Below are 26,278 nucleotides of genomic sequence, written 5' to 3' on the forward strand. Positions count from 1 at the left end.
TCGGGGACTACTCGGGGGTTTCGTCCAGCGCGTGGCCGACCAGGGCCAGCAGTGTCTCGATGGCCGAAATCCGCCGTCGCGCATCCATGATCATGACAGGGATGTGCGCGGGTATGGTCAGCGCCTCCCGTACGTCCTCCGGCTCGAACAGCTCGCTGTCGTCGAAGTGGTTGACGGCGACGACGTACGGCAGTCCGCAGCTCTCGAAGTAGTCCAGCGCGGGGAAACAGTCCTTCAAGCGGCGGGTGTCGGCCATGACGACGGCGCCGATCGCGCCGCGCACCAGGTCGTCCCACATGAACCAGAACCGCTGCTGGCCCGGCGTGCCGAACAGGTAGAGCACCAGGTCGTCGTCGAGCGTGATGCGGCCGAAGTCCATGGCCACGGTGGTGGTGAGCTTACCCGGCGTGGCGGAGAGGTCGTCGGTCTCCTCGCTCGCCTCGGTCATCAGTGCCTCGGTCTGCAGAGGCGTGATCTCCGAGACGGCGGTGACCAGGGTGGTCTTGCCGACGCCGAAGCCGCCCGCCACGACTATCTTCGTCGCGATGGGGGCCCTCGTACGGTCCGTCTGCCAGGACCTCAGGTCCTCGTCGGGCTCGGCGAAACCGGCGACGAGGGGGGTGCCTCCGAAGGCGGAGGCGGCGGCGTCAGAGACGACGGAGTCCACTCAGCACCCTTTCCAGCAGAGCGCGGTCCGGGCGGCCGGTGCCGTGACCCGTTCCGGTGCCGTACACACGGATCTTTCCCTGGTCAGCGAGGTCGCTCAGGAGCACGCGGACCACGCCGAGCGGCATCTTCAGCAGCGCGGCGATCTCGGCCACCGTGCGCATACGGCGGCACAGTTCGACGATGGCCCGCATCTCCGGCATGACCCGGGTGGTGAGGGAGCCGTTCGTCAGTTCCTTGCGCTCCTCGGGGGCTTCGAGAGCCGCTGTGCTGGCCACGAACGTCTCCACGAGGAGGACGTGGCCGAAACGGGTACGGCCGCCGGTGAGCGAATAGGGGCGGACACGGGCGGGTTTGCGATCGCCGCCGCGTATGGGGAGTTTCTTCTGCGTGCCGCTCATCGGGTGCTTCCCGTCGACTCGGCTTCCAGGGATTTCCGCAGCTCGCTGCGGAGTTCGGGGGTCAGGACGTGGCCGGCGCGGCCGACGAACAGGGCCATGTGGTACGCCACCACGCTCATGTCGCACTCGGCGGAGCCGTGCACGCCGAGCAGGGAGCCGTCGCTGATGGACATCACGAACAGGCTGCCCTCCTCCATGGCGACCATCGTGTGCCTGACCCCGCCGAACTCCATCAGCTTGGCCGCGCCGACGGTCAGACTGCCGATGCCGGAGACGATGGTGGCGAGGTCGGCGGCGGAGCCCTTCGGGCCCTTCACCGGGCGCTTCTCCCGGGATGCGGCAGTGCGGGCGGGGTCGGACGAGAGCAGCAGCAGGCCGTCCGAGGACACTACGGCGACGGACTGGATGCCGGGTACTTCCTCCACCAGGTTGGTCAACAGCCAGTGCAGGTTGCGGGCCTCACTGCTCAGTCCGAAGGTGCTGGGCGCGGTCAACTGCTTGCCTCCTCGACAGTGCCCCCCGTGGTGTCTTCCGTACGTTCTGTGATCTCCTCCGCTACGGCGCGGTAGCCGGCCTGGGCGCCGCTGCGGAAGCCGCCCAGCCTGCGGCGGAGCGCTTCCGCGTCGACAGAGCCGGTCCGCTGGCGCGGGGCCTGGGCCGGTGCGGTGATCCTGGGTGTGCGCTTGGGGAGGCCCTTGGCCGTGAGCCGCTCCGCCTCGGCGGGTTCCTGCGGAGCCTCAGCCCGTGCGGCGTCCCCTCCGTCGCTGGCCGCCGGGTCCGTGGGCGACGGCGGAAGCGCTGTCGTCGCCATTGCCGTTGCCGTGGGCGCTGTGTGCGTTTCGGCGGGCGGAGGGTCCTGTGTCAGGTCCGGGAGCAGGAGCTCCATGGTCGTCTCGGCGTAGGTCTCCGCCGGGGCCTTCGGGCGGGTCTCCGTGTGCTCGGCGACGGCCGGGGCGGCCTGCTCGTGCACGGCGGCGGGATCGCTTACGGCGGCGGGCTCCTCGGCCGGGGTGCCGGTGGCGGACCGGGCTGCCTCCGGGTCGGTGCCGGTGGCCGCCGCTTCCGCCCGTACCGCCTCTTCCGCCAGGGCCACCAGTGGGTCGGTGCCCTTCGTGCGGCCGTGGAGGATGTTGGAGTTGACCTCGGCGTCGGCGCCCGGGAGGGAGAACGTGCCGGTGCTGCTCATGGACGTGGTCTGCGGGGGCAGCGCGATCGGCGGGGCCTCGGTGAGGAGGGTGGCGGGGAGGACCACCACCGCCGCGATGCCGCCCTGCTTCTGCTCGCGCAGCTGCACGCGCACGCCGTGGCGGTGGGCGAGGCGGGCGACGACGTAGAGGCCGAGGCCGAGACCGGTCTCGCCCTCGTTGTCGTAGTGGGACTCGGGGTCGAAGTCGGCCAGGCGGCCGTTGAGGACGCCGAGGCGGTCCGTCGCCATGCCGATGCCCTCGTCCTGGACCGAGAGCATCACTTCGCCGCTCTCCAGGAGCCAGCCGGAGACCTCCACCGGGACGTCCGGCGGGGAGAACGAGGTGGCGTTCTCCATCAGCTCGGCCAGGAGGTGGGAGAGGTCGTCGGCCGCGAAGCCGGCCACGTGGGCGTGCGGCGGGAGGGAGGCGATGCGCACGCGTTCGTAGCGCTCGATCTCGCTGACCGCCGCGCGGACGACGTCGACCAGCGGGACCGGGCCGTGGTGCTGCTGCACATGCTCGGTGCCGGCGAGGACCAGGAGGTTCTCGCTGTGCCGGCGCATGACCGTGGCGAAGTGGTCGAGCTTGAAGAGGGTGGCCAGCCGGTCGGGGTCCTGCTCGCGCTCCTCCAGGCCCTCGATGACGGCCAGTTGCCGCTCGACCAGGCCCAGCGTGCGCAGCGCCAGGTTGACGAACGTGCCGCTGATGCTGGTGCGCAGGCGCTCCAACTGGGCTGCGGAATCGGCCAGTTCGGCGCGGAGCGCCTCGCGGGCGTCAGCCATCTTCTGGCGCTGGCCGACCAGGTGCTTGCGGTCGGTCTCCAGGGTGGCGACCCGCTCATGGGCGGCGACGGTCTGCTCGCGCAGGGCCGCCGCGTGCGCGTGCAGGGCGTTGACCGAGCGGACCACCTGGGCGAACTCGTCGTTGCGGCCGGTGAAGGCGATCGGCTCCCGGGCCGCCGGGTCCCCGGGCTCCGCAAGGCGGGCCGAGCCGCGGCGCAGGACGGACAGCGGGCGGGTCAGCGTACGGGCCATGGCCGTCGCGATGCCGACCGCCACCAGCATCAGCGCGCCGAGGACGGCGATGCGGATCTCCAGCGCCGTGACGTCGTCGTCCCGGAGCTTCGCCAGGTCCTTGGTGCGGTGGTCGTAGAGGGCCGATTCCGCGCCGGTCATCAGGTCGACTCTGGCGGACAGGGCCGCGTCCAGCTTCTTGATGCTGGTGGTCAGCTGGCTGTCGGTGAGGGTGGGCTGGGCGGTGAGGGCGGCCAGGTACTTCTCGGCCGAGTTGACGTCGGAGCCGGTGACCGTGGAGTCGTAGGAGTCGACGGCGGACTGCGGGGCGGTCTCGCGGAAGCCGGCGAGAGCCGCGTCGGAGCGCAGCCGGGCCTGCTGGGCGGCGGCGCTGAGCGCGTCGCGCTGCTTGCGGTCGGCCTCGGTCGCGGTGGAGATGGTGGTCGGCAGGCCGGTGACCGGGTTGATGACGGTCCGGGTGGTGGCCGGCACGTTCAGCGCGGCCAGCAGCAGGCCGCGGGCGGCGGCGGACTGCTGGACGGCGGTGTCCAGTTCGGCGAGCGCATGGGCGCCGGAGCCGGCCCGCGGGGGCGACTGCTCGGCCAGCTGCTCGGCGAGCCGGTGCAGGGCGGCGATCGTCGCCGAGTACGCCTGGTGGGTCTGGAGGGCCGTGCTCCGTCCGGTGAGCGCGGCCTGGCGGACGGCGTCGATGCCGTCGAGTGCGCTGCGCAGGCTCGCCGGGGTGTCGGCGTCGGCGCGCAGGTCGTCCACCTGGTGGTCGACGCGGGCGCTGCGGTCCTCGGAGGGGGCCTTCGCCTTGGGGCGTCCGGCCGCGATGTAGGAGGTGACCTCGTCGCGCTCGTCGGCCAGCGAGTGGGCGAGGGCGAGCGCGTCCTGGGTGCGGCCGGCCAGCGTCACCAGGTCCTGGGAGTCGCTGACGTTTCCGGAGGCGGTGAGCAGGGAAGGCGCCCCGGCACCGGCGATGGCGGCGGCCACCACGGCGACGGCGACGATCAACCGGGTGCGCACATGGGTGGGACGGCCGGTGCCCACGGGGGTCTGCTGGGCGGTCCCCACGGGGTCCGTCTGCCTGCCTGTGCGCCGAGGCCGCTTTTTCTGCACCGGTGCTCGCATTCCTGAACTCGTCTACCCAGGGGCCCGGGTGGCACCCCGTCATCTCGGTGCCAAGTGGTGCGTACACCCGGTTCGTACGGTTCCCGACCCTCCCAGCGCCGGTGGGCGGTGGTCGTGCATCACCTGACCCCGCCACCCGAAGGAGTGAACATCGGAGGGGAGTTGGCGGGCAAGTTCCAGTGGCGTGTGCACGCCTGTTGTGCGGCACGCCGGTTGGACGCACGCGGCATGCTTTGACAGTATTCGCCACCGCCGCCTGCCCGGAATGGTGGATTCTCCCCCAAAACAGGCGCCTGACCTGCGAGGTCGTATCAATTCGAGGGCGCTTGCCAGCCTTTGGCGAAAGCTGTGAAGGCCTCGTGCAGACTGGCTGGATGCGATCTGATCTCGTTTCGGAGCCCGGCGACACGAACCGCCCCAACGAGGACTTCGCCGGTGTCGGACTACCCGCTTCCGGACAGGGCGGTTGCGTGATCGTCCTGGACGGGGTGACTCCGCCGCGGGGTGAGACGGGGTGTCTGCATTCCGTCCCCTGGTTCACCGCGCGGCTCGGCGGCGCACTGACCGAACTGACCGTTTCGGGGCGAGATCTGACGCTCCCGGAGGTACTTTCACGGGCCATCGCCCGGACCGCCGAGGCCCACGCGGGCACCTGTGACCTTTCTCACCCGCGCACCCCGCAGGCAACCGTGACCCTGGCCCGCTGGGCCGCCGACGCGGTCGAGTACCTGGTGCTGTCCGACTCCGCGCTGCTCCTGAAGGCCCCCGACGGCACGGTCACCCCGGTCCTGGACGACCGTCTGGCCCGGCTCCCGCGCTCCGCGCTCGCCACCGACGCCCTGGTGGACGCGAACCTGCGCAACAAGGAGGGCGGCTTCTTCACGGCGGCCGCCGAGCCCGCGGTGGCCGCCCGCGCGGTCACCGGCACCGTGCCGCGGGGCGAGGTCCGCGCCCTGGCCGCCCTGACGGACGGAGCGACCCGCTGGACGGAGAAGTTCCGTGAGGGCGACTGGACGGCCCTGTTCGACATCGTCGAGAAGGAGGGCGCCCGCTCACTGCTGGACCGGGTGCGGGAGCTGGAGACGGCGGACAGCGAGCAGCGGGCGTTCCTGCGGCGCAGCAAGACGCACGACGACGCGACGGTGGTGTACGTGGAGCTGTAGCCGCCCGCCGCTCGGGGGCGCCTCGGGGGTGCCTCGGGGGTGCCTTGGGGACGCCTCGGGGGCGCCTCGGGGGCGCCTACTTCTCCATGACGCCGTTCAACTGATGCAGTAGCCGGGCCAGTTCCGCGACCTCGCGGCGGTCCCAGTGGGCGAGCTGGCTGACGTAGCGGCCACGGCGGGCCTCGCGGACCTTGCCGACCCGGCCGCGGCCCTCGTCGGTGAGGGTGACCAGCCAGGCACGGCCGTCGGCGGGGTCGGGTTCGCGGGCGATCAGGCCCAGCTCCTCCAGGGCACGCAGCTGGCGGGACATGGTGGCCTTGCCGACGCCGATGTAGGCGGCGAGCTCCGTGGCCCGCTGGCCGCCCAGCTCGTCCAGCCGGATGAGCAGGCCGTACGCGGAGGACTCCAGGTCGGGATGGACCTCGCGGGCCATCTCGCCCTGGTTGGCCCGGGCGCGCCGCAGGAGCACGGTCAACTCCCGCTCCAGCGCCAGGAATTCCTGGTCTGCACCACTGGGCGTCATCTTCCCGGCGGCGCGGTGTGCGCCGTCGTTTCCGTGCTCGTGCACGTCAGCACCCCTGCTCGGTTTCGCGAATCTGAAAGTTTCTGCCAAAGGCCGTCATTGCCGCAGCTCCGTAAGTATTTCGCAGGCGTAGACCAACGGCGGCGCCCGGACCCCCTTCCCACGCCGTCATCTACGTGCGTAGCTTCTTTATCAGGCAATGAATGGCATGCCCACATCAGTGGACGCGACCCCCCACAGGTTCTGGCCCACAGGTTTGTTGCTCCCCCACCTCACTCTCCCCGGAGGCACGTCATGCCCGTGCACAGACCCGGCTCCGTCCGCATCCCCCACACCGTCGCCGTCCTCCTCACGGCGCTGCTCGCGGCCCTCTCCTTCAGCCTTCCCCTCAGCTCCGCCCAGGCAGCCACGAAACCCGGCCGAGGTTCCGCCTACATGGGCATGGGCGTCCTCGCCCACGACGGCCGGCACGGCACCCCCGCCCCGACCGCCGTCACCCAGACCGAGGGCGTGGACGTCGCCGGCTACCAGGGCAACGTCGCCTGGTCGACCCTGTGGAACAGCGGGGTGCGCTGGGCGTACACCAAGGCCACGGAAGGCACGTACTACACGAACCCGTACTTCGCCCAGCAGTACAACGGCTCGTACAACATCGGCATGATCCGCGGCGCCTATCACTTCGCCACCCCGGACACCACCAGCGGCGCCACCCAGGCGAGCTACTTCGTCGGCCACGGCGGCGGCTGGTCCCAGGACGGCAAGACCCTGCCGGGCGCGCTCGACATCGAGTGGAACCCGTACGGCGCCGAGTGCTACGGCAAATCGGCGAGCGGGATGGTCAGCTGGATCGCGGACTTCCTGAACACCTACAAGTCGCTGACCGGCCGGGACGCCGTGATCTACACGGCCACCAGCTGGTGGAGCGACTGCACCGGGAACTACGGCGGCTTCGCGGCGAACAACCCGCTGTGGATCGCCCGCTACGCCTCGGACCCGGGGACCCTGCCGGCCGGCTGGTCGTACTACACGATGTGGCAGTACACCTCCTCCGGCCCGACCGTCGGCGACCACGACAAGTTCAACGGCGCGCTGGACCGGGTCCAGGCCCTCGCCAACGGCTGACGGCTCACCGGTGACCCCTGCCCGCGGGTGGGGGTCACTTTGTCCGTACATGGCTGCGTTGGTGCTCTGCGTCGCCCCGGACGATCCTGGTCAGGAGAGGCTGCCGAGCAAGGGCGGGATGAGCGGCGATGGAGCGACAGGAGCGGGAACGGGAGCGGCAGGAGACCTATACGGCCACGGCCACCATCGATGAGCAGGGCATCCTCACGAGCTGGAGCGATGGGGCACGGCGGCTGCTCGGCTACGACTCCCCCGCCGTCGTCGGCCGACCCGCCACCGCGCTGCTCGGCGCCGAGGGCGGAGCGGCCCGCCGGGTGCTGGCCGGGCGGGAGCGCTGGAACGGTGTCGTCCCGCTGCGCCACCGGGACGGCCGCCTCCTGGAGCTGGGCGTGCTCGTCCATCGCCGCACCTCGCAGACCGGGGCCACCGACTGGCTCGTGGTGAGCGCCGTACCGGCCCGGGCGCAGCCGCCGCGGGGCGAGCCGCTGGAGGAGTGGACGTTCCTGCAGTCCCCGTTCCCGCTGGCCATCTTCGACGCCGGGCTACGCCTGGTGCGCGCCAACCGCCGGATGGAGCGCGCCCTCACCCTGCCCGAGGCCGCGGTGCGCGGGCTGCGGCTGCCACACATCCTGCCCGGCGCCGCGAGCGAGGAGGCCGACCGGTCGATGCGGCGCGCGCTGGAGTCCGGCCGTCCGCAGGAGATCGCGCTGCAGCTCGGCCCGGAACTGGGCCGCAGCACCGTGCTCACCCCCCTGAAGGACGCGGACGGCCGGGTACGGGCCATCTGCCTCTCCGCCCGCCCGGCCACCGCCCAGGACTCCGGGACCACCCCGGCCGACACACCCGCCGGCCAGCCCCCTGACCAGACCCGGGCCGCCCAGGAACTCGCCGATTCCACGGTCCCCGCGCTCGCCGACGCCATGGTGCTCGACCTGCTGGACACGCCGGCCGAGGAGACGGAAGGGGCACATGAGGCAGGGGAGGCCTCAGTCGCCGGAGAGGGTGAGGGGGCCACAGGGGTCGGAGAGGGCGAGCAGAGCGTGCAGCGCGCCGAGGCGGTGCTGTTGCGGCGTGTCGCCATGTGCGGCGTACCGGACGTCGGACGGTACGCCGGCGGCGCCGGGGTCGGGGAGACCGTCGGCTGTCCGGTGGAGTCCCCGGCCGCCCGGTGTCTGCTGGAGGGCCGGCCGTTGGTGTTCGACACCGCGGACCCGGCTGTCGCCGGCTGGGTGGCGGTGGATCCCGGTGCGGCCTGGGTGCGGGCGGCCGGGGTGCGCTCGTTGCTGGCCGTGCCGCTGGCGGCTCCGGGCGGTGCGCTCGGCGTGGCCCTGTTCGGCCGGCGGTACGACCGGGAGCCGTTCGGGCGGGAGGATCTGCGCCAGGCCCAGGAGTGCACAGCCCGGGCGGCCGCCGGCATCCGCCAGGCCCGCGACCACGCCCGGGCCCGTACCACCACGATGGCCCTGCAGCGCAGCCTGCTCCCGCACACCCTGCCCGACCAGGCGGCCCTGGAGATCGCCACCCGCTATCTGCCCGCCGCCACCCGGGCCGGGGTGGGCGGTGACTGGTTCGACGTGATCCCGCTGTCCGGCGCCCGGGTCGCCCTGGTGGTCGGCGACGTGGTCGGGCACGGCATCCGCGCCTCGGCGACGATGGGCCGGCTGCGCACCGCGGTCCGCACGCTCGCCGACGTCGACCTGCCGCCCGACGAACTGCTCACCCACCTCGACGACCTCGTCCTGCGCCTCGCCGCCGACGAGAGCAGTGCGGACCCGGCCGGGGACACCGCCGGCGGCATCGGCACCACCTGTCTGTACGCCGTCTACGACCCGGTCTCCCGCCGGTGCACCCTGGCCCGCGCCGGGCATCCGCCGCCAGCCGTGGTCACCCCGGACGGCGCCGTCCGCTTCGTCGACGTACCCGCGGGGCCGCCGCTCGGACTCGGCGGGCTGCCCTTCGAGGCCTGCGAGACCGATCTCGCCGAGGGCAGTCTGCTCGCCCTGTACACCGACGGGCTGTTCGAGGCGCGCGAGCACGACATCGACGAGGCGCTGGACAAGATGTTCGCCGCGCTCGGCCGGCCCGCGAAGTCCCTGGACTCGGTCTGCGACCACGTGCTCACCGCGCTGCTCAGCCACCGCCCGGACGACGACATCGCCCTGCTCGTCGCCCGTACCCGGGTCCTGCACGAGGACCGGGTCGTCGCCTGGGAGCTGCCGAACGACCCGACCGTGGTCGCCCACGCCCGCCGTCTCACCGACGAGCAGCTGTCCGTGTGGGGGCTTCAGGAGGCCGCCTTCACCACCGAGCTGATGGTCAGCGAGCTGGTCACCAACGCCATCCGCTACGGCCGCCCGCCCATCCAGCTCCGGCTGATCCACCAGGACGCGAACCTGATCTGCGAGGTGTACGACGCCAGCGGCACCACCCCGCACATGCGGCGCGCCCGCATCTTCGACGAGGGTGGCCGGGGCCTGCTGCTGGTCGCCCAGCTCGCCGACCGCTGGGGCACCCGGCACGACCGGGTCGGCAAGACGGTGTGGGCGGAGCAGTCGCTCTCGGCGACCGCCGAGTGATCCTGCGGGCCCACCGCGTGACTCAGCCATTGCCGCCGTCGCCGCCCCGGCCGCCCTGACCGCTCGTCTCGCAGCCGGCGCCGAGGCAGATCCCGCCGTTGCCGCCGCTTCCGCCGTTGCCGCCGTCGCCCGTGCCCGCCGCGTTGCCGCCGTTCCCGCCGTCGCCGCCGTTGACGCTGCCCGAGCAGACGCCGACGCAGATCCCGCCGTTGCCGCCCTTGGTGCCGTCCTGGCCCGCGGCGCCGTCGGTGCCGTTGCCGCCGTTGGCGCTGCCGTTGCAGAGCCCGGCGCAGATACCGCCGTCGGATCCGGCGGTGCCGTTGACGGTGCCGTTGCAGTTGCCCGCACAGATGCCGTCACCGACGCGGACGCTGCCGTTGCCGACCTGGACGCTGCTGGAGCCGGACGAGCCGCTGCCCGCTCCACCGCCGAAGGAACCGGTGTCGGCCATCGCGGCCGGTGTCATCGCGCCTCCGGCGATCACCACGGTCGAGACCGCGAGACCGAGGCCGAACTTCCAGGAGTACCTGCGCATGGGATTTCTCTCTCGCCACATTTCTCGTCGGATTATTCGGATTCCAGAATTCCGAGCCAGTCGCCGCTCAGAATCTGGCGTTCCCACGTACTGATCTCCTCTTCCGAGATCTTGTACTTCTTGGCCGCATCGGCCTGGGTCACCCGGCCGGTCAGCACGCTCAGCGCGATCCGTGCCTTGTCCAGGTCCGTGAGTTCCGACTTCGGTTTGTCGGGCAGGTCCTGCAACGAGAGGCAGCCTGCCTTGCCGGGTTGCCCGGGCTGGCCCGGCTGGCCCGGCTGGCCGGGCGCGCCGCCCTTGCCGCCCGCGCCCCCCTTGCCGCCCGCGCCGCCCTCTCCGCAGTGGTCGGACTGGTGGGCCAGGGCCGAGATGCCCGTGGGGGCCGAGGTCGGGTGGGTGGCTGCCTGGGCGCCGCACGCGGTGACGGTGACGACTGCCACGGAGGCCGCCGCGAGAAGGATGGGACGCCGCCAGAGGCTGGTGGACATCGTGGGCTCCGTTTCCGATCAGAGGTCGATCAGGGTGTGAGGTGAGAGGTTGTGGTTGCGGGCGCTGTGGCCCGCCTCAGGGGGGTGGAGGCCTGGACGGCCTCCACCCCGTGGACGGTCAGAAGAGGCTGAAGCCACCGTCCCCGCCGCTGCCGCCGGAGCCACCGATGAAGCCGGAGCCGCCGTCGCCGCCGGCACCGGCGTCGCCGCCCTGGAAGATGCTGTTGCCGCCGTCGCCGCCACCGCCGCCGTTGCCGCCCTTGGCGACGCCGTCGCCGCCGCCGCCACCCTGGCCGCCGCCACCGCCGGAGAGGACGCCGAAGCCGCCGTCGCCGCCCTGGCCGCCGTTACCGCCGACGAAGCCCTCGCCGCCGCCACCGCCGCCGCCACCGCCACCACCGACCTCGGTGCCGTTGCCGCCGGCGCCACCGTCGCCACCGGCACCACCGGTGCCGAGGACGCTGCCGCCACCGGACCCACCGGCGCCACCGCCACCGCCGACCACACCGTTGCCGCCGGCACCACCGGCACCACCGGCGCCTCCGCCGTGGACGAAGGCCACGGTCGAGGCGGGCATCGGGGCGGCCATCGCGCTCGACACGGGGATGAGGACGCCTCCGGTGACCAGCGCGGCCGAGGCGGCGATGGTCGCAAAACGGAGACCCCGGCGCTTCGGACGGATTTCGTTGTGAGTGCGAACGTTACGAGTCATGAGCTTTCTCCCATTACTGTGGTGATTTCCCGGGAGGATTTCCGGGCTGTTCCCGGAGGATTTCCGTCCTCCGGACCGCCTCATTTCCTTTCCGGTGAGGCCGTGCTTCAAGTAAGCCCGAACGGGAAATCAGGGTCACGTTCCGAGGACTCGGGACTTGACGCACCCACAGTCGTGGGGTAGGGCCCGCATAAGCGCAGGTCAGGCAAGGAAGGGCCGGGCCCAGGACGGCGGCTCCGGTGGCGGAACGCGGTCCACCACGGTCGGCGTACGGCCCCTGGGGCCGGTGCCGGCGAGGGCCGCGCGCAGGGCCGTGACGAACTCCAGGCAGCTGTCGTGCCGGTCGTCCGGCGCCTTGGCCAGGGCCTTGCGTACGACGTCGGCGGCGAGCGCCGGGATGTCGGGGCGTTCCTCGGTGAGGGCGGGCGGTGGGTCGTACTGGTGGGCCCAGAGCAGGTCGAGGTGGTCAGCCCGCTGGAAGGGCGGGGCGCCCGCGAGCATCTCGTGGACCACGCAGGCCAGGCTGTACAGGTCGGCGCGGCCGTCCACCGGGCGCCCGGCGATCCGCTCGGGGGCCACGTAGTCGAGGGTGCCGACGAACTCGCCGGCGGTGGTGAACCCGGTGAGCGACAGCGACTTCTTCGCCAGCCCGAAGTCGGTGAGATAGACGTGCTCGGGGTGCTCGCTGTCGACACCCTTGGCGACCAGTACGTTGGCGGGCTTGACGTCCCGGTGCACGAGGTCGCGGGCGTGGGCCGCGTCCAGCGCGGAGGCCAGCTGGGCCGTGATGCGCAGCGCGGCGGGCACCGGCAGCCGGCTCTCCCGGTCGATCAGGGCGCGCAGGTCCAGGCCGGCGACGAGGCACATGGCGATGTAGAGGATCCCGTCGGCCTCGCCGGCCTCGAAGACGGGGACGATGTGCGGGTGCTCGATGGCCGCGGCCACCCGCGACTCCTGCTCGAAACGGCGGCGGAAGGCGTCGTTGCGCGTGTACTCGGGCGCGAGCAGCTTGAGCGCGACCGTCCGGCCGAGCCGCAGGTCCCTGGCCCGGTAGACGACGGCCATGCCACCGCGGCCGAGCTCGCGCTCCACCCGGTAGCCCGCGATCTCGGCCCCGATCAGGCCGGAGGGGCTCTTGGGGGGCCAACTCACGCCTGAATTCTATCGACCTGTGCCGGTATGCGGGTATGCGGGTATGACGACCGCACCGGGGATACAAGGGCGCATGGCGAAGGCCCGGGCCTCCCTCACGGGACCCGGGCCTCCGGCTATCCGGCCGCGTCCGTCACGCCGCGACCGGAATCTGCGGCGTCGCGCCGTTCTCGGCGGGCGCGAGCGCCAGCTCCAGGACCTGGCGGACGTCGGTCACGGTGTGGACGTCGAGCTTGTCCAGCACCTCGGCCGGGACGTCGTCCAGGTCGGGTTCGTTGCGCTTGGGGATGATCACGGTGGTCACCCCGGCACGCTGGGCGGCGAGCAGCTTCTGCTTCACTCCGCCGATCGGCAGCACGCGGCCGGTCAGCGAGACCTCGCCGGTCATCGCCACGTCCGTGCGGACCAGCCGGCCCGAGAGGAGGGACGCGAGGGCCGTCGTCATGGTGATGCCCGCGCTCGGGCCGTCCTTCGGGACCGCGCCCGCCGGGAAGTGGATGTGCACGCCCCGGTCCTTCAAGTCGGCGACCGGCAGCTCCAGTTCGGCACCGTGGCTGCGCAGGAAGCTCAGCGCGATCTGCGCCGACTCCTTCATCACGTCACCCAGCTGACCGGTGAGGGTCAGCCCCGCCGCACCCGTCTCCGGGTCGGCCAGGGACGCCTCCACGAAGAGGACGTCTCCGCCCGCTCCGGTGACCGCGAGGCCCGTCGCCACGCCGGGCACGGACGTACGGCGCTCGGCCGGGTCCTGGGCGGACTCGGGCACGTGGTGCGGACGGCCGAGGAGACCGCGCAGGTCCTCGTCCCGGACGGTGAACGGCAGCTCCCGCTCGCCGAGTTCGTGCTGGGCCGCGACCTTGCGGAGCAGGCGGGCGATCGAGCGCTCCAGGGTGCGGACGCCCGCCTCCCGGGTGTACTCGCCGGCCAGCTTGCGCAGCGCGCCCTCGTCGATCGTGACCTCGTCCGTGTCCAGGCCGGCCCGCTCCAGCTGGCGCGGGAGCAGGTGGTCCCGGGCGATGACGACCTTCTCGTCCTCGGTGTAGCCGTCGAGCCGGACGATCTCCATCCGGTCGGCGAGCGCCTCCGGGATGGCCTCCAGGACGTTGGCGGTGGCGAGGAAGACCACGTCCGACAGGTCGAGCTCGACCTCCAGGTAGTGGTCCCGGAAGGTGTGGTTCTGCGCGGGGTCCAGCACCTCCAGCAGGGCCGCGGCCGGGTCGCCGCGGAAGTCGGAGCCCACCTTGTCGATCTCGTCGAGCAGGACCACCGGGTTCATGGACCCGGCCTCCTTGACGGCGCGCACGATCCGGCCGGGCAGCGCGCCGACGTACGTACGCCGGTGGCCGCGGACCTCGGCCTCGTCACGGACGCCGCCGAGGGCGACGCGGACGAACTTACGGCCCATGGCGTGGGCCACACTCTCGCCCAAGCTGGTCTTTCCGACGCCAGGGGGCCCGACAAGCGCCAGTACGGCACCGCCGCGCCGGCCGCCGATGACGCCGAGGCCGCGCTCACCGCGCCGCTTGCGCACCGCCAGGTACTCGGTGATGCGCTCCTTCACGTCCTCCAGGCCCGCGTGCTCGGCGTCCAGGATCGCCTTGGCGCCCTGGATGTCGTACGCGTCCTCGGTGCGCTCGTTCCACGGCATCTCCAGCACCGTGTCCAGCCAGGTGCGGATCCACGACCCCTCGGGCGACTGGTCGCTGGACCGCTCCAGCTTGTCGACCTCCTTGAGCGCGGCCTCACGGACCTTCTCCGGCAGGTCGGCGGCCTCGACCCGGGCGCGGTAGTCGTCGGACTCCTCGCCCGCGTCCTTGGCATCGCCGTTCAGCTCGCGCAATTCCTTGCGGACGGCCTCCAGCTGACGGCGCAGCAGGAACTCGCGCTGCTGCTTGTCGACGCCCTCCTGGACGTCCTTGGCGATGGTCTCGGCCACGTCCTGCTCGGCGAGGTGGTCGCGGAGCGCCTGCGTGGCGAGCTTGAGCCGGGCCACCGGGTCGGCGGTCTCCAGCAGTTCGACCTTCTGTTCGATGGTGAGGAACGGCGAGTAGCCGGAGTTGTCGGCCAGCGCCGAGACGTCCTCGATCGCCTGGACCCGGTCCACGACCTGCCAGGCGCCGCGCTTCTTGAGCCAGTTGGTGGCGAGGGCCTTGTACTCCTTGACGAGGTCCGCGACCTGGCCCGGCAGCGGGTCCGGCACGGTCTCGTCGATGTTCGCGCCCTCGACCCACAGGGCGGCGCCGGGGCCGGTCGTACCGGCGCCGATCCGCACCCGGCCGCGGCCGCGGATCAGAGCCCCCGGGTCACCGTCGGCCAGCCGGCCGACCTGCTCGACCGTACCGAGCACACCGGTCTTGGCGTACGTGCCGTCGATGCGCGGCACCAGCAGCACCTTGGGCTTCCCGGGCGCCGACCGGGCGGCGGCCTGTGCGGCCTCCACCGCGGCTCGCACCTCGGCATCGCTCAGGTCCAGCGGAACCACCATGCCGGGCAGCACGACCTCGTCGTCGAGCGGCAGCACGGGCAGGACGAGCGTGAACGCCGTGGACTCAGCAGCCATGATCTCCCTTTCGGCAGTCAACTTGAGCTATGCCGACTCAACCTCTGGGCATGGGCTGGTGTTCCCCTTGCTTGTTCGCTGTGAGCGATCAGGGGATGACCGAGAGGTTCTCGCAGGTGAGAGGGGGTCAGATCGGCTGCGCCCAACGGCGCACCAGGGGCCAGCTCATGACCCCTGTCGTCAGAGCGATCAGATGGCCCCAGTCCGTCATCGGGTCCACGAACTCGGCCAGGTCGTTCAGGAGGAGGCCGGCGAACACGGTGAGGAGGGGCCAGCGGAGCCAGGGCTGGAGGAGGCCGGCCAGGGCGCCGATGCTGGCGGCGACACCGAAGCTGATGCCGTAGTCCAGGCGGTGCAGTGAGGTCTCCGGGAGGTGGCCGGCCAGGACGGCCAGGCCCACCGGGATCTCCGTCGCCAGCGTGGCCAGGACGTGCCCGGCGAGGAAGACACAGACCGCCCGTGCTCCGCCTATCCGCCGTTCCAGCGCGGTGAGCACCAGCACGAAGGCGGCCGAGTACGGCGAGAGGATCCCGCCCGCGATCCACAGCGCGCTCGCCAGGAGCACCACCGCGGGCGACTGCGCCAGGTGGGCGACGTCCGTGCTGGAGTCCTGGTAGAGCGTGTTCATCAGCCCGGGGTCGGCCACGGCCGCGATCACGGAGGTGACGGCCAGGACGGACGCGTAGGCGAAGGTGAAGGGCGTGCCGGCCGGGGTGGGCAGGAGGCGCAGCAGCCGTGCGGCGAGCGGGTTCGGACGGACCTCGACGGGGACGGGAGCCGGCGCCTGGGGCGTGGTGCCGCGCTGGCGGGGCATGCCGTCCAGCAGGGCGGCGAGCGCGGGAGCCGGGACGGCGGCGGTGCCGTCGGACAGGGGCGTGCCCGTCAGGGGCGGGGACGCGGCCGTCGCAGGGCCCGTCGCGGTCCGTTCCACGATGTGGCGCTCCTTCCGTTGCGCCCACCATTGGGGCTCGGCGAGCCGCGTGTCTATGACCGACGCCACGCGCGAGCCGATTCACAGCAACCTCTCACGCTGCGACGGCGTCCGCATCCCGGGGCCGCGCGTCGCACGAACGGGTGCCTCGCACCGGGAACGGCACCCCGTCACCCGCAATTCCCGTGAACGACAAGGCTCGTTCAAGCAAGATGGAAGCATGACTGCCGCCCACGACAGCTCCGTCGACTCCCCCGTGGTCCTCGACCGGCGGGACGGGCCGTACGGCGAGGTGGTGCTGCGCCGGCACGGGGCGCTGCTCCAGATCATCGCCAACGGGTGCTTCCTCATGGACACCTCGGACGGCCGCTCGGAACGGCTGCTGGTCGAGGCCGCGGCGGCCGTGCTGGACGGGCGGCCGGACCCGTCGGTGCTGATCGGGGGCCTCGGCGTCGGGTTCTCGCTCGCACACGCCGTCGCGGATCGGCGCTGGGGGCGGATCACCGTCGTGGAGCGCGAGCGGGCCGTGGTCGACTGGCACCGGGACGGGCCGCTCGGGGAGGTGTCGGCCGGGGCGCTCGGCGATCCGCGCACCGAGGTCGTGTGTGAAGACCTGGTGTCGTACGTCCGTGAGACATCGGACACGTTCGACGCACTGTGCCTGGACATCGACAACGGGCCGGGCTGGACCGTCACGGACGGCAACCAGAGCCTGTACACCGCGGCCGGACTCGCTTCCTGCGCAAGGGTGTTGAGACCGGGCGGGGTGCTGGCCGTGTGGTCGGCCCAGCCCTCTCCGGAATTTGAAGGAAGCTTGTGGAATGCCGGGTTCCAACAGGTGCGTACCGAAGAGGTGCCGGTTGCCCGGGGCGTTCCGGACGCCGTGCACCTCGCGGTCCGACCTGGATAGCGACAGCGCGGTGGATCCCCGTAGGGTGCTGCCCTGACGCGGATCATTCAACGGATCAACCATGCGTCGGACGCAGACATGGGATCACCCCACTGATTCCGGAAAGCAACAAGCAGGGGCGGGCGATGGAGCAGACACACACCTCCCAGAGCGGCGCGGCGACGAGCACCCCGGGCGCCCAGCGCCGGGTGCTGGTCGTCGAGGACGACCCCACGATCGTGGACGCCATCGCGGCCCGGCTTCGTGCCGAGGGATTTCTCGTGCAGACCGCGATGGACGGACCGGCCGCGGTCGACACGGCCGAGGCCTGGCAGCCCGACCTGCTGATCCTCGACATCATGCTGCCGGGCTTCGACGGCCTTGAGGTCTGCCGGCGGGTGCAGGCGCAGCGGCCGGTGCCGGTGCTGATGCTGACCGCGCGGGACGACGAGACGGACATGCTGGTCGGTCTCGGGGTCGGCGCGGACGACTACATGACCAAGCCGTTCTCGATGCGCGAGCTGGCGGCACGCGTGCACGTGCTGCTGCGCCGGGTGGAGCGGGCGGCCCTCGCCGCCACCACGCCCCGCTCCGGCATCCTGCGCCTCGGCGAGCTGGAGATCGACCACGCGCAGCGCCGGGTCCGGGTGAAGTCCGAGGACGTCCATCTGACGCCCACCGAGTTCGACCTGCTGGTCTGCCTGGCGAACACCCCGCGCGCGGTGCTCTCCCGGGAGCAGCTGCTGGCCGAGGTGTGGGACTGGGCGGACGCCTCCGGTACCCGTACCGTCGACAGCCACATCAAGGCGCTGCGCCGGAAGATCGGCGCCGAGCGGATCCGTACGGTGCACGGCGTGGGCTACGCCCTGGAGACGCCGACCCCGTGAGCGGCGACGGGCGCCAGGCCGCACGGAGGAACCCCGGGACCCTCGGCGAGGAGCCCTGGGGCGGCGTACGCCCGTTCTCGATCAAGACCAAGCTGGGTGCGCTGGTCGTCATCTCGGTGCTGATCACCACCGGCCTGTCGATGATCGCGGTGCAGACCAAGACCGAGCTGCGCTTCATCACGGTCTTCTCGATGATCGCCACGCTGCTGATCACGCAGTTCGTGGCGCACTCGCTGACCATGCCGCTGGACGAGATGAACACGGTGGCGCGGTCGATCTCGCAGGGCGACTACACGCGCCGGGTGCGCGAGAACCGCCGGGACGAGCTGGGCGACCTGGCCGAGACGATCAACGTCATGGCCGACGAGCTGGAGGCACAGGACCGGCAGCGCAAGGAACTGGTCGCGAACGTCTCCCATGAGCTGCGCACGCCCATCGCCGGGCTGCGCGCGGTGCTGGAGAACATCGTCGACGGGGTCACCGAGGCCGACCAGGAGACCATGCGCACGGCCCTGAAGCAGACCGAGCGCCTCGGCCGGCTGGTGGAGACCCTGCTGGACCTGTCCCGGCTGGACAACGGCGTCGTACCGCTGAAGATGCGGCGCTTCGAGGTGTGGCCGTATCTGTCGGGCGTGCTGAAGGAGGCCAACATGGTCGCCTCGGCGCGGGCGGGCATCGCCTCCGGCTCCGGCAGTCACACCCGTACCGACGTCCACCTCCACCTGGACGTCTCCCCGCCGGAGCTGACCGCGCACGCGGACCCCGAGCGCATCCACCAGGTCGTCGCCAACCTGATCGACAACGCGGTCAAGCACAGCCCGCCGCACGGCCGGGTCACGGTGAAGGCGCGGCGCGGGCCGCAGCCGGAGTCGCTGGAGCTGGAGGTCCTGGACGAGGGCCCGGGCATTCCGCGCTCGGAGTGGCACCGGGTCTTCGAGCGTTTCAACCGGGGCGCGGTGACCCGGCCGCACGGTCCGGGCAGCGACGGCGGTACGGGGCTCGGGCTGGCGATCGCCCGCTGGGCGGTGGATCTGCACGGCGGCCGGATCGGTGTGGCCGAATCCGATCGCGGCTGCCGGATCATCGTCACCCTTCCGGGACTGACTTCCCTCCCTGGTTGACGTACAGTCCGAACCGGAAGCACAAGATCCACGCCGCTCGGCGCTGCTGAGGCGCAGCTGGACACGTGTGATCAGGGACAGGCCCGCGCCACCCGTCGAACGAAGGCGCGCCGGGCCCGGACCGGCGCACCCTCACACGCCTTCCCGCATCCGGAACCACGCTTGTTTCCCGCCATATCAAGCCCTGAAACAAGATTTCCAATGTGACTTACGCGACGATGACCTTGCTCGACCTGACCTTCCCGGCCACAGAGGCGTAGCCTTTATTCCCGCTGTCCATCACCTTGTGAAGCGGAAGAGGGCGGTTGCCGCCGTGTCGCCACAGTCCCCCAGTAACCCGAGCGTCTCCACCGACGACCAAGCCGGGAAGAACCCCGCTGCCGCGTTCGGTCCGAACGAGTGGCTCGTCGACGAGATCTATCAGCAGTACCTCCAGGACCCGAATTCGGTAGACCGTGCCTGGTGGGACTTCTTCGCCGATTACAAGCCGGGTGCACCTGCCACCCCGGCTCCGGCGGGTACTGCGGCCGCGGGGGCCGCAGGGACCACCACCACGGCCCCGCAGGCCCAGCCCGCGGCCCCTGCCCCGCAGGCCGCCGCTGCGCCGGCTCCGGCCGCTCCGAAGCCCGCCGCGGCCCCCGCCCCGGCACCCGCTCCCGCGGCCCAGGCCGCGGCTCCGGCCCCGGCCAAGCCGGCGCAGCCCGCACAGGCGCCCGCTCAGCCGAAGCCGGCCGCCGCTCCGGCCGCCGCGGCCCCCGAGGGCCCGGAGCTGATCACGCTGCGCGGCCCGGCCGCCGCGGTCGCGAAGAACATGAACGCCTCGCTGGAGCTGCCGACGGCCACCTCGGTCCGCGCGGTCCCGGTGAAGCTGCTGTTCGACAACCGCATCGTCATCAACAACCACCTCAAGCGCGCCCGCGGCGGGAAGATCTCCTTCACGCACCTGATCGGGTACGCGATGGTGCAGGCCATCAAGGCCATGCCGGCGATGAACTGGTCGTTCGGCGAGAAGGACGGCAAGCCGACCCTCGTCAAGCCGGCCCACGTCAACCTCGGCCTGGCCATCGACCTGGTGAAGCCCAACGGCGACCGCCAGCTCGTCGTGGCCGCCATCAAGAAGGCCGAGACGCTGAACTTCTTCGAGTTCTGGCAGGCCTACGAGGACATCGTCCGCCGCGCCCGTGACGGCAAGCTGACGATGGACGACTTCACCGGTGTCACGGTCTCCCTGACCAACCCCGGCGGCCTCGGCACCGTCCACTCGGTCCCGCGCCTCATGCCCGGCCAGTCGGTCATCATGGGCGTCGGCTCCATGGACTACCCGGCGGAGTTCCAGGGCACCAGCCAGGACACCCTGAACAAGCTCGGCATCTCGAAGGTCATGACGCTCACGTCGACCTACGACCACCGGGTGATCCAGGGCGCCGCCTCCGGCGAGTTCCTGCGCTCCGTCGCCAACCTGCTCCTCGGCGAGAACGGCTTCTACGACGACATCTTCGAGGCCCTGCGGATTCCGTACGAGCCGGTCCGCTGGCTGCGGGACATCGACGCCAGCCACGACGACGACGTCACCAAGGCCGCCCGGGTCTTCGAGCTGATCCACTCCTACCGGGTCCGCGGCCACGTCATGGCCGACACCGACCCGCTGGAGTACAAGCAGCGCAAGCACCCCGACCTCGACATCACCGAGCACGGGCTCACCCTGTGGGACCTGGAGCGCGAGTTCGCGGTCGGCGGCTTCGCCGGCAAGTCCCTGATGAAGCTGCGCGACATCCTCGGCGTGCTGCGCGACTCGTACTGCCGCACCACCGGCATCGAGTTCATGCACATCCAGGACCCCAAGCAGCGCAAGTGGATCCAGGACCGTGTCGAGCGGCAGCACGCCAAGCCGGAGCGCGAGGAGCAGCTGCGCATCCTGCGCCGGCTCAACGCCGCGGAGGCCTTCGAGACCTTCCTGCAGACGAAGTACGTCGGCCAGAAGCGCTTCTCCCTGGAGGGCGGCGAGTCCGTCATCCCGCTGCTGGACGCGGTGATCGACTCCGCGGCCGAGTCCCGTCTGGACGAGGTCGTCATCGGCATGGCCCACCGCGGCCGCCTGAACGTCCTCGCCAACATCGTCGGCAAGTCGTACGCGCAGATCTTCCGCGAGTTCGAGGGCAACCTCGACCCGAAGTCGATGCACGGCTCCGGCGACGTGAAGTACCACCTGGGCGCCCAGGGCACCTTCACCGGCCTGGACGGCGAGCAGATCACGGTCTCGCTGGCCGCGAACCCGTCCCACCTGGAGACGGTCGACCCGGTCATCGAGGGCATCACCCGTGCCAAGCAGGACATCATCAACAAGGGCGGTACGGACTTCACGGTCCTGCCGGTGGCGATCCACGGCGACGCGGCCTTCGCGGGCCAGGGCGTGGTGGCCGAGACCCTGAACATGTCGCAGCTGCGCGGCTACCGCACCGGCGGCACGGTCCACATCGTCATCAACAACCAGGTCGGCTTCACCGCGGCCCCCGAGTCCTCGCGCTCGTCCATGTACGCGACGGACGTGGCGCGCATGATCGAGGCCCCGATCTTCCACGTGAACGGCGACGACCCCGAGGCCGTGGTCCGCGTCGCGCGGCTGGCCTTCGAGTTCCGCCAGGCGTTCAACAAGGACGTGGTGATCGACCTCATCTGCTACCGCCGGCGCGGTCACAACGAGTCGGACAACCCGGCCTTCACCCAGCCGCTGATGTACGACCTGATCGACAAGAAGCGCTCGGTGCGCAAGCTCTACACCGAGTCCCTGATCGGTCGCGGCGACATCACCCTGGAAGAGGCCGAGCAGGCCCTGCAGGACTACCAGGGCCAGCTGGAGAAGGTCTTCACGGAGGTCCGCGAGGCCACGTCCCAGCCGGCCGGCGGACCCGTCCCGGCGCCGCAGGACGGCTTCCCGGTCGCCGTGCCGACCGCGATCTCCACGGAGGTCGTCAAGCGGATCGCCGAGTCCCAGGTCAACATCCCCGACACCTTCCACGTCCACCCGCGTCTGCTGCCCCAGCTGCAGCGCCGGGCGACGATGGTCGAGGACGGCACGATCGACTGGGGCATGGGCGAGACCCTGGCCATCGGCTCCCTGCTCCTGGAGGGCACGCCGGTCCGCCTGTCCGGCCAGGACTCCCAGCGCGGCACCTTCGGCCAGCGCCACGCGGTCATCATCGACCGCGAGACCGGCGAGGAGCACACCCCGCTCCAGTACCTCGCCGAGGACCAGGCGCGCTACAACGTCTACAACTCGCTGCTGTCCGAGTACGCGGTCATGGGCTTCGAGTACGGCTACTCGCTGGCCCGCCCCGACGCGCTCGTGATGTGGGAGGCGCAGTTCGGCGACTTCGTCAACGGCGCGCAGACGGTGGTCGACGAGTACATCTCGGCGGCCGAGCAGAAGTGGGGCCAGATGAGCGGCGTGACGCTCCTGCTCCCCCACGGCTACGAGGGCCAGGGCCCGGACCACACTTCGGCCCGTGTCGAGCGCTTCCTCCAGCTCTGCGCCCAGAACAACATGACGGTCGCCATGCCGACCCTGCCGTCGAACTACTTCCACCTCCTGCGGTGGCAGGTGCACAACCCGCACCACAAGCCGCTGGTGGTCTTCACCCCGAAGTCGATGCTGCGTCTGAAGGCGGCCGCGTCGAAGACGGAGGAGTTCACCTCGGGTCAGTTCCGCCCGGTCATCGACGATGCGACGGTGGACCCGGCCGCGGTCCGCAAGGTCGTCTTCGTGGCCGGCAAGCTGTACTACGACCTGGAGGCCGAGCGGGTCAAGCGCGGCGTCACGGACACGGCGATCATCCGCATCGAGCGGCTGTACCCGCTGCCGGGTGCCGAGCTCCAGGCGGAGGTCAACAAGTACCCGAACGCCGAGAAGTACCTGTGGGCGCAGGAGGAGCCGGCGAACCAGGGTGCCTGGCCGTTCATCGCGCTCAACCTGATCGACCACCTGGACCTGGCGGTCGGCGCCGACATCCCGGCCGGCGAGCGGCTGCGGCGCATCTCGCGCCCGCACTCCTCGTCCCCGGCTGTCGGCTCCGCCAAGCGCCACCAGGCGGAGCAGGAACAGCTGGTGCGTGAGGTTTTTGAGGCGTAAGCCTTAAGCCACCAAGGGCCCGGTACCGAGTTCTCACTCGGTACCGGGCCCTTTTCGCCTACGGGGCTTTCAGCCCAGGTACGCCTCGAAGTCCCAGTAGGGACGCACCCGTTGGCGGGCCGAGATGGTATGGGGGTGCTGGGCGCCCAGGGTGCGGGTGAGGGTGAGGAGGGCGTCGTCCTCCAGCTTCCCCGCCTCCTCCTGCTCGTGCACGGCCCGCAGGTCGGCGGCGAGGGCCACCTGACAGGACAGGGTGAGCGGATGCTCGTGGCCCAGGGTGTGCCGGGCCCGGCGCAGGGTTTCCCGGCTCAGTTCCACGGCCTCGGCGATACGACCGTTGAAGTTGCGGGCGGCGGCCGTGTTCAGGGCGCAGCCGAGGACCCAGGGGTGGTCGGCGGTGAGCGTGGAGGTGAGCCCGGCCAGCGCGGCCTCCGACATGGCGAGCGCGTCGGCGCGGTCGCCGGCCACCTGCATGACGAGCGCCGTGTTGGAGAGCATGCCCGTGGCCACCGGGTGGGCGGGGCCGAGCAGGGCCCGGTAGCCGGCCTCGGCCTCGTCGATCAGGTCCCGGGCCTGGCTCAGATCACCGTGTTCCCGCAGGTAGTTGCCGTAGTTGGCGATGAAGGACAGGGTGCGGTAGTGCTCGCGGCCGTGCAGCCGGGCGAGCTGGTCGAGGAGATCGGCCATGATGGCGCCCACGGCCTCGCCGTGTCCGCCCTCGCGGCGCCGGCACAGGGCCAGCTGGACCCGGGCCGCCAGGGTCTGCGGATGCAGGGGGCCGAGCACCTGCACATGGATGCGGACCAGCGGCTCCTGGCGGGCCAGCGCGTCCCGGTAGCGCCCGAGAAGGCGCAGGTCGTGGGCGACGGCAGTGCCCGAGTGGAGTGTGCTGATGTGCCGGGCGCGCAGCACGTTCTCCCGCCGGGTCAGGGTCTCCAGGTCGAGTTCGTACGCCGCGGCGTACCTGCCCAGCAGCCGTAGCCCGACAGCCAGGTTGTGCCGGTCGACCAGCGTGGTGACCTCGTCGGGTCCGAGCAGTCGTTCGCTGCCCTCCAGAACCTTCTGCTGCAGGGCGTACGCCTCCTCGTACCGCCCTAGGAAGCGCAGGTCACCCGCGACGGCGGACTGCATGCTCAGCTCTGCCATCTCATTGCGCTGGGAGGCGGCCTGGAGGCGCTCCAGGAGCCGGCGGTCCAGTTCGTGCGCCTCGCGGAAGCGGCCGCTGGTGCGCATGATGTAGCTCTCGTGGGCGGTCAGTTCGAGCAGGGGCCGGTCCAGTGGCTCCATCATCTGCGACCAGCTGGCGCGGATCTTCTGGGCCAGTTCGAGACCGCTGTTGTACTCGCCGCTGCGCAGGCAGTACTGCAGGCAGTTCAGGACGGTGGCTTGGACGCGGGGCTGGCCGCTGCTCAGCGCGCCGGAGGGTTCCAGGTGGGGCAGTAGTTCGGCGTACCGGGGCCAGTTCCTGCTGTCCACGGGGTTGCCGGGGTCGGCCTCGGCGAGCAGGGTGCGCACGGCCCGGCGGTGGACGGCCCGGTTCTCCTCGCCAGTCAGCTTGGAGACGATGTCGTGGACGAGCCGGTGCATGTGCACGGACTCCTGGTGCGGGCCCATCTCGGCGCCGAGGGGGCCGCGCGTCTCGCGGGTGAGCACCGAGTAGTTGACGAGGGTGTCGAGGGCCCGGGTCCAGGCGGGCAGGTCGGTGGCCATCCAGCGCAGTTCCTCGGGGAGGTCCGTCTGCGGGTAGGCGCGGATCAGGCCGAGCGGAATGCGTCCGGGGGCGAAGGACGTGCACAGGCCGAGGACGTCGATGGCCTGGGGCTGGGAACGGCGCAACCGGTTGAGCAGTATCGACCAGGAGGTCATGGAGGACTGCGGGAAGCCCTCGCCGGTGGCGGGCTCGTCGACGGTGGACAGTCTGCGCTCGCGCACCATCCGCAGATACTCGGGCACCTCCATGCCGGACTCGCCGAGCCAGGAGGCGGCCTGCACGAGCGGCAGCGGTACATCACCGAACTCGGCGGCGACCTCGTCCGCCTCGGCCTCCGTGATGTGCGGGGCGCGGCGCATGAGATAGCCGGTGGACTCGGCGCGCAGGAAGGCCGGCACCTCCAGGACGTCGGTGTGCTCGGTCCAGGCCCGGTTGCGCGAGGTGACCAGGACGTGGCCGGGGCCCTGCGGGAGGAGCGTGTTGATCCCCTCGGAGTCGTCCCAGCCGTCGAAGATCACCAGCCAGTTGGTGTACGGCTCGCCCCGGCGCAGCGCCTCCCTTACGGCGCGGATGCGCTCACCGGGCTCGTTGCCGATGGACAGGCCGAGTTCGACGGCCAGTTCTCCGAAGCGGTCGCGCTGGATGTTGCGGTCGTCGGAGTTGACCCACCACACCAGGTCGTAGTCGGTGCTGAAGCGGTGCGCGTACTCGGCGGCGAGCTGGGTCTTGCCGATGCCCGACATGCCCAGCAGAGTGCAGGCGGAAGCGCCGCGCTCGGCGTCGGAAAGACGCTGGTGGATGTCGGTGAGCAGGTCGTCACGGCCGGTGAAGCGCGGGTTGCGGCGGGGCACCTCGCCCCAGATGTCGCACCGCATGTCCGGGTAGCGGACCGGGTTGGGCAGGGTGCGTGGACGGGGTGCGCGGTCCAGGCCGAGCCGGCTCAGCAGGCGCTCCTCGGCGGCGTCCTCGCTCAGGGCCCAGAGGCTGGCCGGTTCGAGGACGGCGGTGGCGGGCAGCAGCGGGCGGTTGGTGAGGTTGACGGCGGCGAAGCGGTCGGCGTGGTGGGCGACGAAGCCGCGCAGGACGTCGTTCCACTCACCTGCCGGGCGCGGGCCGAGTTCGAAGAACCAGTCGTTGAGCACCAGCAGCACCTGGCCGGTGGAGAGCAGCAGGTCGCCGAGCGAGTCCTCCAGCGGGACCTCGCGGGGTGGGTCCCAGCGTTGCTGGGTGGCCCGGTAGCCGTGGCGTTCCAGCATCTGTGCGATCCACGCCGCCCACGAACGGTGGTAGCCCGGGAAGACCACCAGGACGTGCTGGGCCGCGCCGCCCCTGTCCGACCGCCGCTGTTCCGCCATCGCCGCTCCCTGTTCCCGCGCCCGAC

The 26,278-nt window shown here is 71.4% G+C and carries 19 protein-coding genes; 7 read left to right on the forward strand and 12 right to left on the reverse strand.

What is annotated here, in order from left to right; genetic code table 11:
- Positions 1-7 precede the first annotated feature (7 nt).
- The 4 genes from O1G22_RS14115 to O1G22_RS14130 are packed head-to-tail and all read right to left on the reverse strand — an operon-like array spanning position 8 to position 4,401.
- The gene (locus O1G22_RS14115; RefSeq protein WP_225099465.1) at positions 8-667 is read right to left on the reverse strand and encodes a GTP-binding protein; all 660 of its coding nucleotides are present in this window, start codon (positions 665-667) and stop codon (positions 8-10) included.
- Positions 648-1,067 carry a DUF742 domain-containing protein gene (locus tag O1G22_RS14120; protein WP_270081680.1) on the reverse strand — a complete coding sequence of 140 codons (420 nt, stop codon included), beginning with the start codon at positions 1,065-1,067 and terminating at the stop codon, positions 648-650. Before O1G22_RS14120 ends, O1G22_RS14115 begins: the two co-directional genes overlap by 20 nt.
- A complete protein-coding gene (locus tag O1G22_RS14125; RefSeq protein ID WP_270081681.1) occupies positions 1,064-1,561 on the reverse strand; it encodes a roadblock/LC7 domain-containing protein in 498 nt (165 codons plus the stop codon). The genes O1G22_RS14120 and O1G22_RS14125 overlap by 4 nt, the downstream gene beginning before the upstream one ends.
- The gene (locus O1G22_RS14130; RefSeq protein WP_270081682.1) at positions 1,558-4,401 is read right to left on the reverse strand and encodes a sensor histidine kinase; all 2,844 of its coding nucleotides are present in this window, start codon (positions 4,399-4,401) and stop codon (positions 1,558-1,560) included. Before O1G22_RS14130 ends, O1G22_RS14125 begins: the two co-directional genes overlap by 4 nt.
- A gap of 374 nt (positions 4,402-4,775) precedes the next feature.
- Here O1G22_RS14130 and O1G22_RS14135 point away from each other — a divergent pair, with 374 nt between their 5' ends.
- Positions 4,776-5,564: a protein phosphatase 2C domain-containing protein gene (locus tag O1G22_RS14135; protein ID WP_270081683.1), complete on the forward strand. Its 789-nt coding sequence runs from the start codon at positions 4,776-4,778 to the stop codon at positions 5,562-5,564.
- 76 nt (positions 5,565-5,640) lie between these two features.
- On the opposite strand, the gene O1G22_RS14140 is transcribed toward O1G22_RS14135, so the two are convergent.
- The gene (locus O1G22_RS14140; RefSeq protein ID WP_428986359.1) at positions 5,641-6,132 is read right to left on the reverse strand and encodes a MarR family winged helix-turn-helix transcriptional regulator; all 492 of its coding nucleotides are present in this window, start codon (positions 6,130-6,132) and stop codon (positions 5,641-5,643) included.
- 249 nt (positions 6,133-6,381) lie between these two features.
- Here O1G22_RS14140 and O1G22_RS14145 point away from each other — a divergent pair, with 249 nt between their 5' ends.
- Together O1G22_RS14145 and O1G22_RS14150 are read left to right on the forward strand one after the other, a co-directional pair.
- The gene (locus O1G22_RS14145) at positions 6,382-7,209 is read left to right on the forward strand and encodes a lysozyme (protein WP_270081684.1); all 828 of its coding nucleotides are present in this window, start codon (positions 6,382-6,384) and stop codon (positions 7,207-7,209) included.
- A gap of 128 nt (positions 7,210-7,337) precedes the next feature.
- Complete coding sequence (locus O1G22_RS14150; protein WP_270081685.1) at positions 7,338-9,785, forward strand: SpoIIE family protein phosphatase; 2,448 nt, start codon at positions 7,338-7,340, stop codon at positions 9,783-9,785.
- A 22-nt stretch (positions 9,786-9,807) separates the two neighbouring features.
- Here O1G22_RS14150 and O1G22_RS14155 read toward each other — a convergent pair whose 3' ends face one another.
- From O1G22_RS14155 to O1G22_RS14180, 6 genes are all read right to left on the reverse strand, one after another.
- A complete protein-coding gene (locus O1G22_RS14155; RefSeq protein WP_270081686.1) occupies positions 9,808-10,320 on the reverse strand; it encodes a hypothetical protein in 513 nt (170 codons plus the stop codon).
- Between the two features lie 32 nt (positions 10,321-10,352).
- The gene (locus O1G22_RS14160) at positions 10,353-10,808 is read right to left on the reverse strand and encodes a DUF1153 domain-containing protein (RefSeq protein WP_270081687.1); all 456 of its coding nucleotides are present in this window, start codon (positions 10,806-10,808) and stop codon (positions 10,353-10,355) included.
- A gap of 118 nt (positions 10,809-10,926) precedes the next feature.
- Positions 10,927-11,520: a hypothetical protein gene (locus O1G22_RS14165; RefSeq protein ID WP_270081688.1), complete on the reverse strand. Its 594-nt coding sequence runs from the start codon at positions 11,518-11,520 to the stop codon at positions 10,927-10,929.
- A 201-nt stretch (positions 11,521-11,721) separates the two neighbouring features.
- Positions 11,722-12,672 (reverse strand): serine/threonine-protein kinase, encoded by a 951-nt coding sequence (locus tag O1G22_RS14170; RefSeq protein WP_270081689.1) that lies wholly within the window; start codon positions 12,670-12,672, stop codon positions 11,722-11,724.
- Between the two features lie 133 nt (positions 12,673-12,805).
- A complete protein-coding gene (lon, locus tag O1G22_RS14175) occupies positions 12,806-15,232 on the reverse strand; it encodes an endopeptidase La (protein WP_270081690.1) in 2,427 nt (808 codons plus the stop codon).
- 127 nt (positions 15,233-15,359) lie between these two features.
- A complete protein-coding gene (locus O1G22_RS14180) occupies positions 15,360-16,163 on the reverse strand; it encodes a rhomboid-like protein (RefSeq protein ID WP_270081691.1) in 804 nt (267 codons plus the stop codon).
- Positions 16,164-16,383: 220 nt separating this feature from the next.
- Between O1G22_RS14180 and O1G22_RS14185 the strand changes: the two genes are divergently transcribed.
- From O1G22_RS14185 to O1G22_RS14200, 4 genes are all read left to right on the forward strand, one after another.
- A complete protein-coding gene (locus tag O1G22_RS14185; RefSeq protein ID WP_270081692.1) occupies positions 16,384-17,073 on the forward strand; it encodes a spermine/spermidine synthase domain-containing protein in 690 nt (229 codons plus the stop codon).
- 125 nt (positions 17,074-17,198) lie between these two features.
- Complete coding sequence (locus O1G22_RS14190; RefSeq protein WP_225099452.1) at positions 17,199-17,939, forward strand: response regulator transcription factor; 741 nt, start codon at positions 17,199-17,201, stop codon at positions 17,937-17,939.
- Positions 17,936-19,060, forward strand: coding sequence for a HAMP domain-containing sensor histidine kinase (locus tag O1G22_RS14195; protein ID WP_270081693.1), 1,125 nt, complete (start codon positions 17,936-17,938; stop codon positions 19,058-19,060). Before O1G22_RS14190 ends, O1G22_RS14195 begins: the two co-directional genes overlap by 4 nt.
- A gap of 313 nt (positions 19,061-19,373) precedes the next feature.
- A complete protein-coding gene (locus O1G22_RS14200; protein WP_270081694.1) occupies positions 19,374-23,186 on the forward strand; it encodes a multifunctional oxoglutarate decarboxylase/oxoglutarate dehydrogenase thiamine pyrophosphate-binding subunit/dihydrolipoyllysine-residue succinyltransferase subunit in 3,813 nt (1,270 codons plus the stop codon).
- 69 nt (positions 23,187-23,255) lie between these two features.
- On the opposite strand, the gene fxsT is transcribed toward O1G22_RS14200, so the two are convergent.
- Positions 23,256-26,252, reverse strand: a complete 2,997-nt coding sequence (fxsT, locus tag O1G22_RS14205) for an FxSxx-COOH system tetratricopeptide repeat protein (RefSeq protein WP_270081695.1) — start codon at positions 26,250-26,252, stop codon at positions 23,256-23,258.
- Positions 26,253-26,278 lie beyond the last annotated feature (26 nt).

The sequence above is a fragment of the Streptomyces camelliae genome (genome assembly GCF_027625935.1).
GTDB classification, from domain to species: domain Bacteria; phylum Actinomycetota; class Actinomycetes; order Streptomycetales; family Streptomycetaceae; genus Streptomyces; species Streptomyces camelliae.

Bases quoted from the DNA above. Each gene is read 5' to 3' on its own strand.
- O1G22_RS14155 (WP_270081686.1), bottom strand. From the start codon at position 10,320: ATGCGCAGGTACTCCTGGAAGTTCGGCCTCGGTCTCGCGGTCTCGACC.
- O1G22_RS14150 (WP_270081685.1), top strand. From the start codon at position 7,338: ATGGAGCGACAGGAGCGGGAACGGGAGCGGCAGGAGACCTATACGGCC.
- lon (WP_270081690.1), bottom strand. From the start codon at position 15,232: ATGGCTGCTGAGTCCACGGCGTTCACGCTCGTCCTGCCCGTGCTGCCG.
- O1G22_RS14135 (WP_270081683.1), top strand. From the start codon at position 4,776: ATGCGATCTGATCTCGTTTCGGAGCCCGGCGACACGAACCGCCCCAAC.
- O1G22_RS14130 (WP_270081682.1), bottom strand. From the start codon at position 4,401: ATGCGAGCACCGGTGCAGAAAAAGCGGCCTCGGCGCACAGGCAGGCAG.
- O1G22_RS14160 (WP_270081687.1), bottom strand. From the start codon at position 10,808: ATGTCCACCAGCCTCTGGCGGCGTCCCATCCTTCTCGCGGCGGCCTCC.
- O1G22_RS14185 (WP_270081692.1), top strand. From the start codon at position 16,384: ATGACTGCCGCCCACGACAGCTCCGTCGACTCCCCCGTGGTCCTCGAC.
- fxsT (WP_270081695.1), bottom strand. From the start codon at position 26,252: ATGGCGGAACAGCGGCGGTCGGACAGGGGCGGCGCGGCCCAGCACGTC.
- O1G22_RS14190 (WP_225099452.1), top strand. From the start codon at position 17,199: ATGGAGCAGACACACACCTCCCAGAGCGGCGCGGCGACGAGCACCCCG.
- O1G22_RS14145 (WP_270081684.1), top strand. From the start codon at position 6,382: ATGCCCGTGCACAGACCCGGCTCCGTCCGCATCCCCCACACCGTCGCC.
- O1G22_RS14120 (WP_270081680.1), bottom strand. From the start codon at position 1,067: ATGAGCGGCACGCAGAAGAAACTCCCCATACGCGGCGGCGATCGCAAA.
- O1G22_RS14165 (WP_270081688.1), bottom strand. From the start codon at position 11,520: ATGACTCGTAACGTTCGCACTCACAACGAAATCCGTCCGAAGCGCCGG.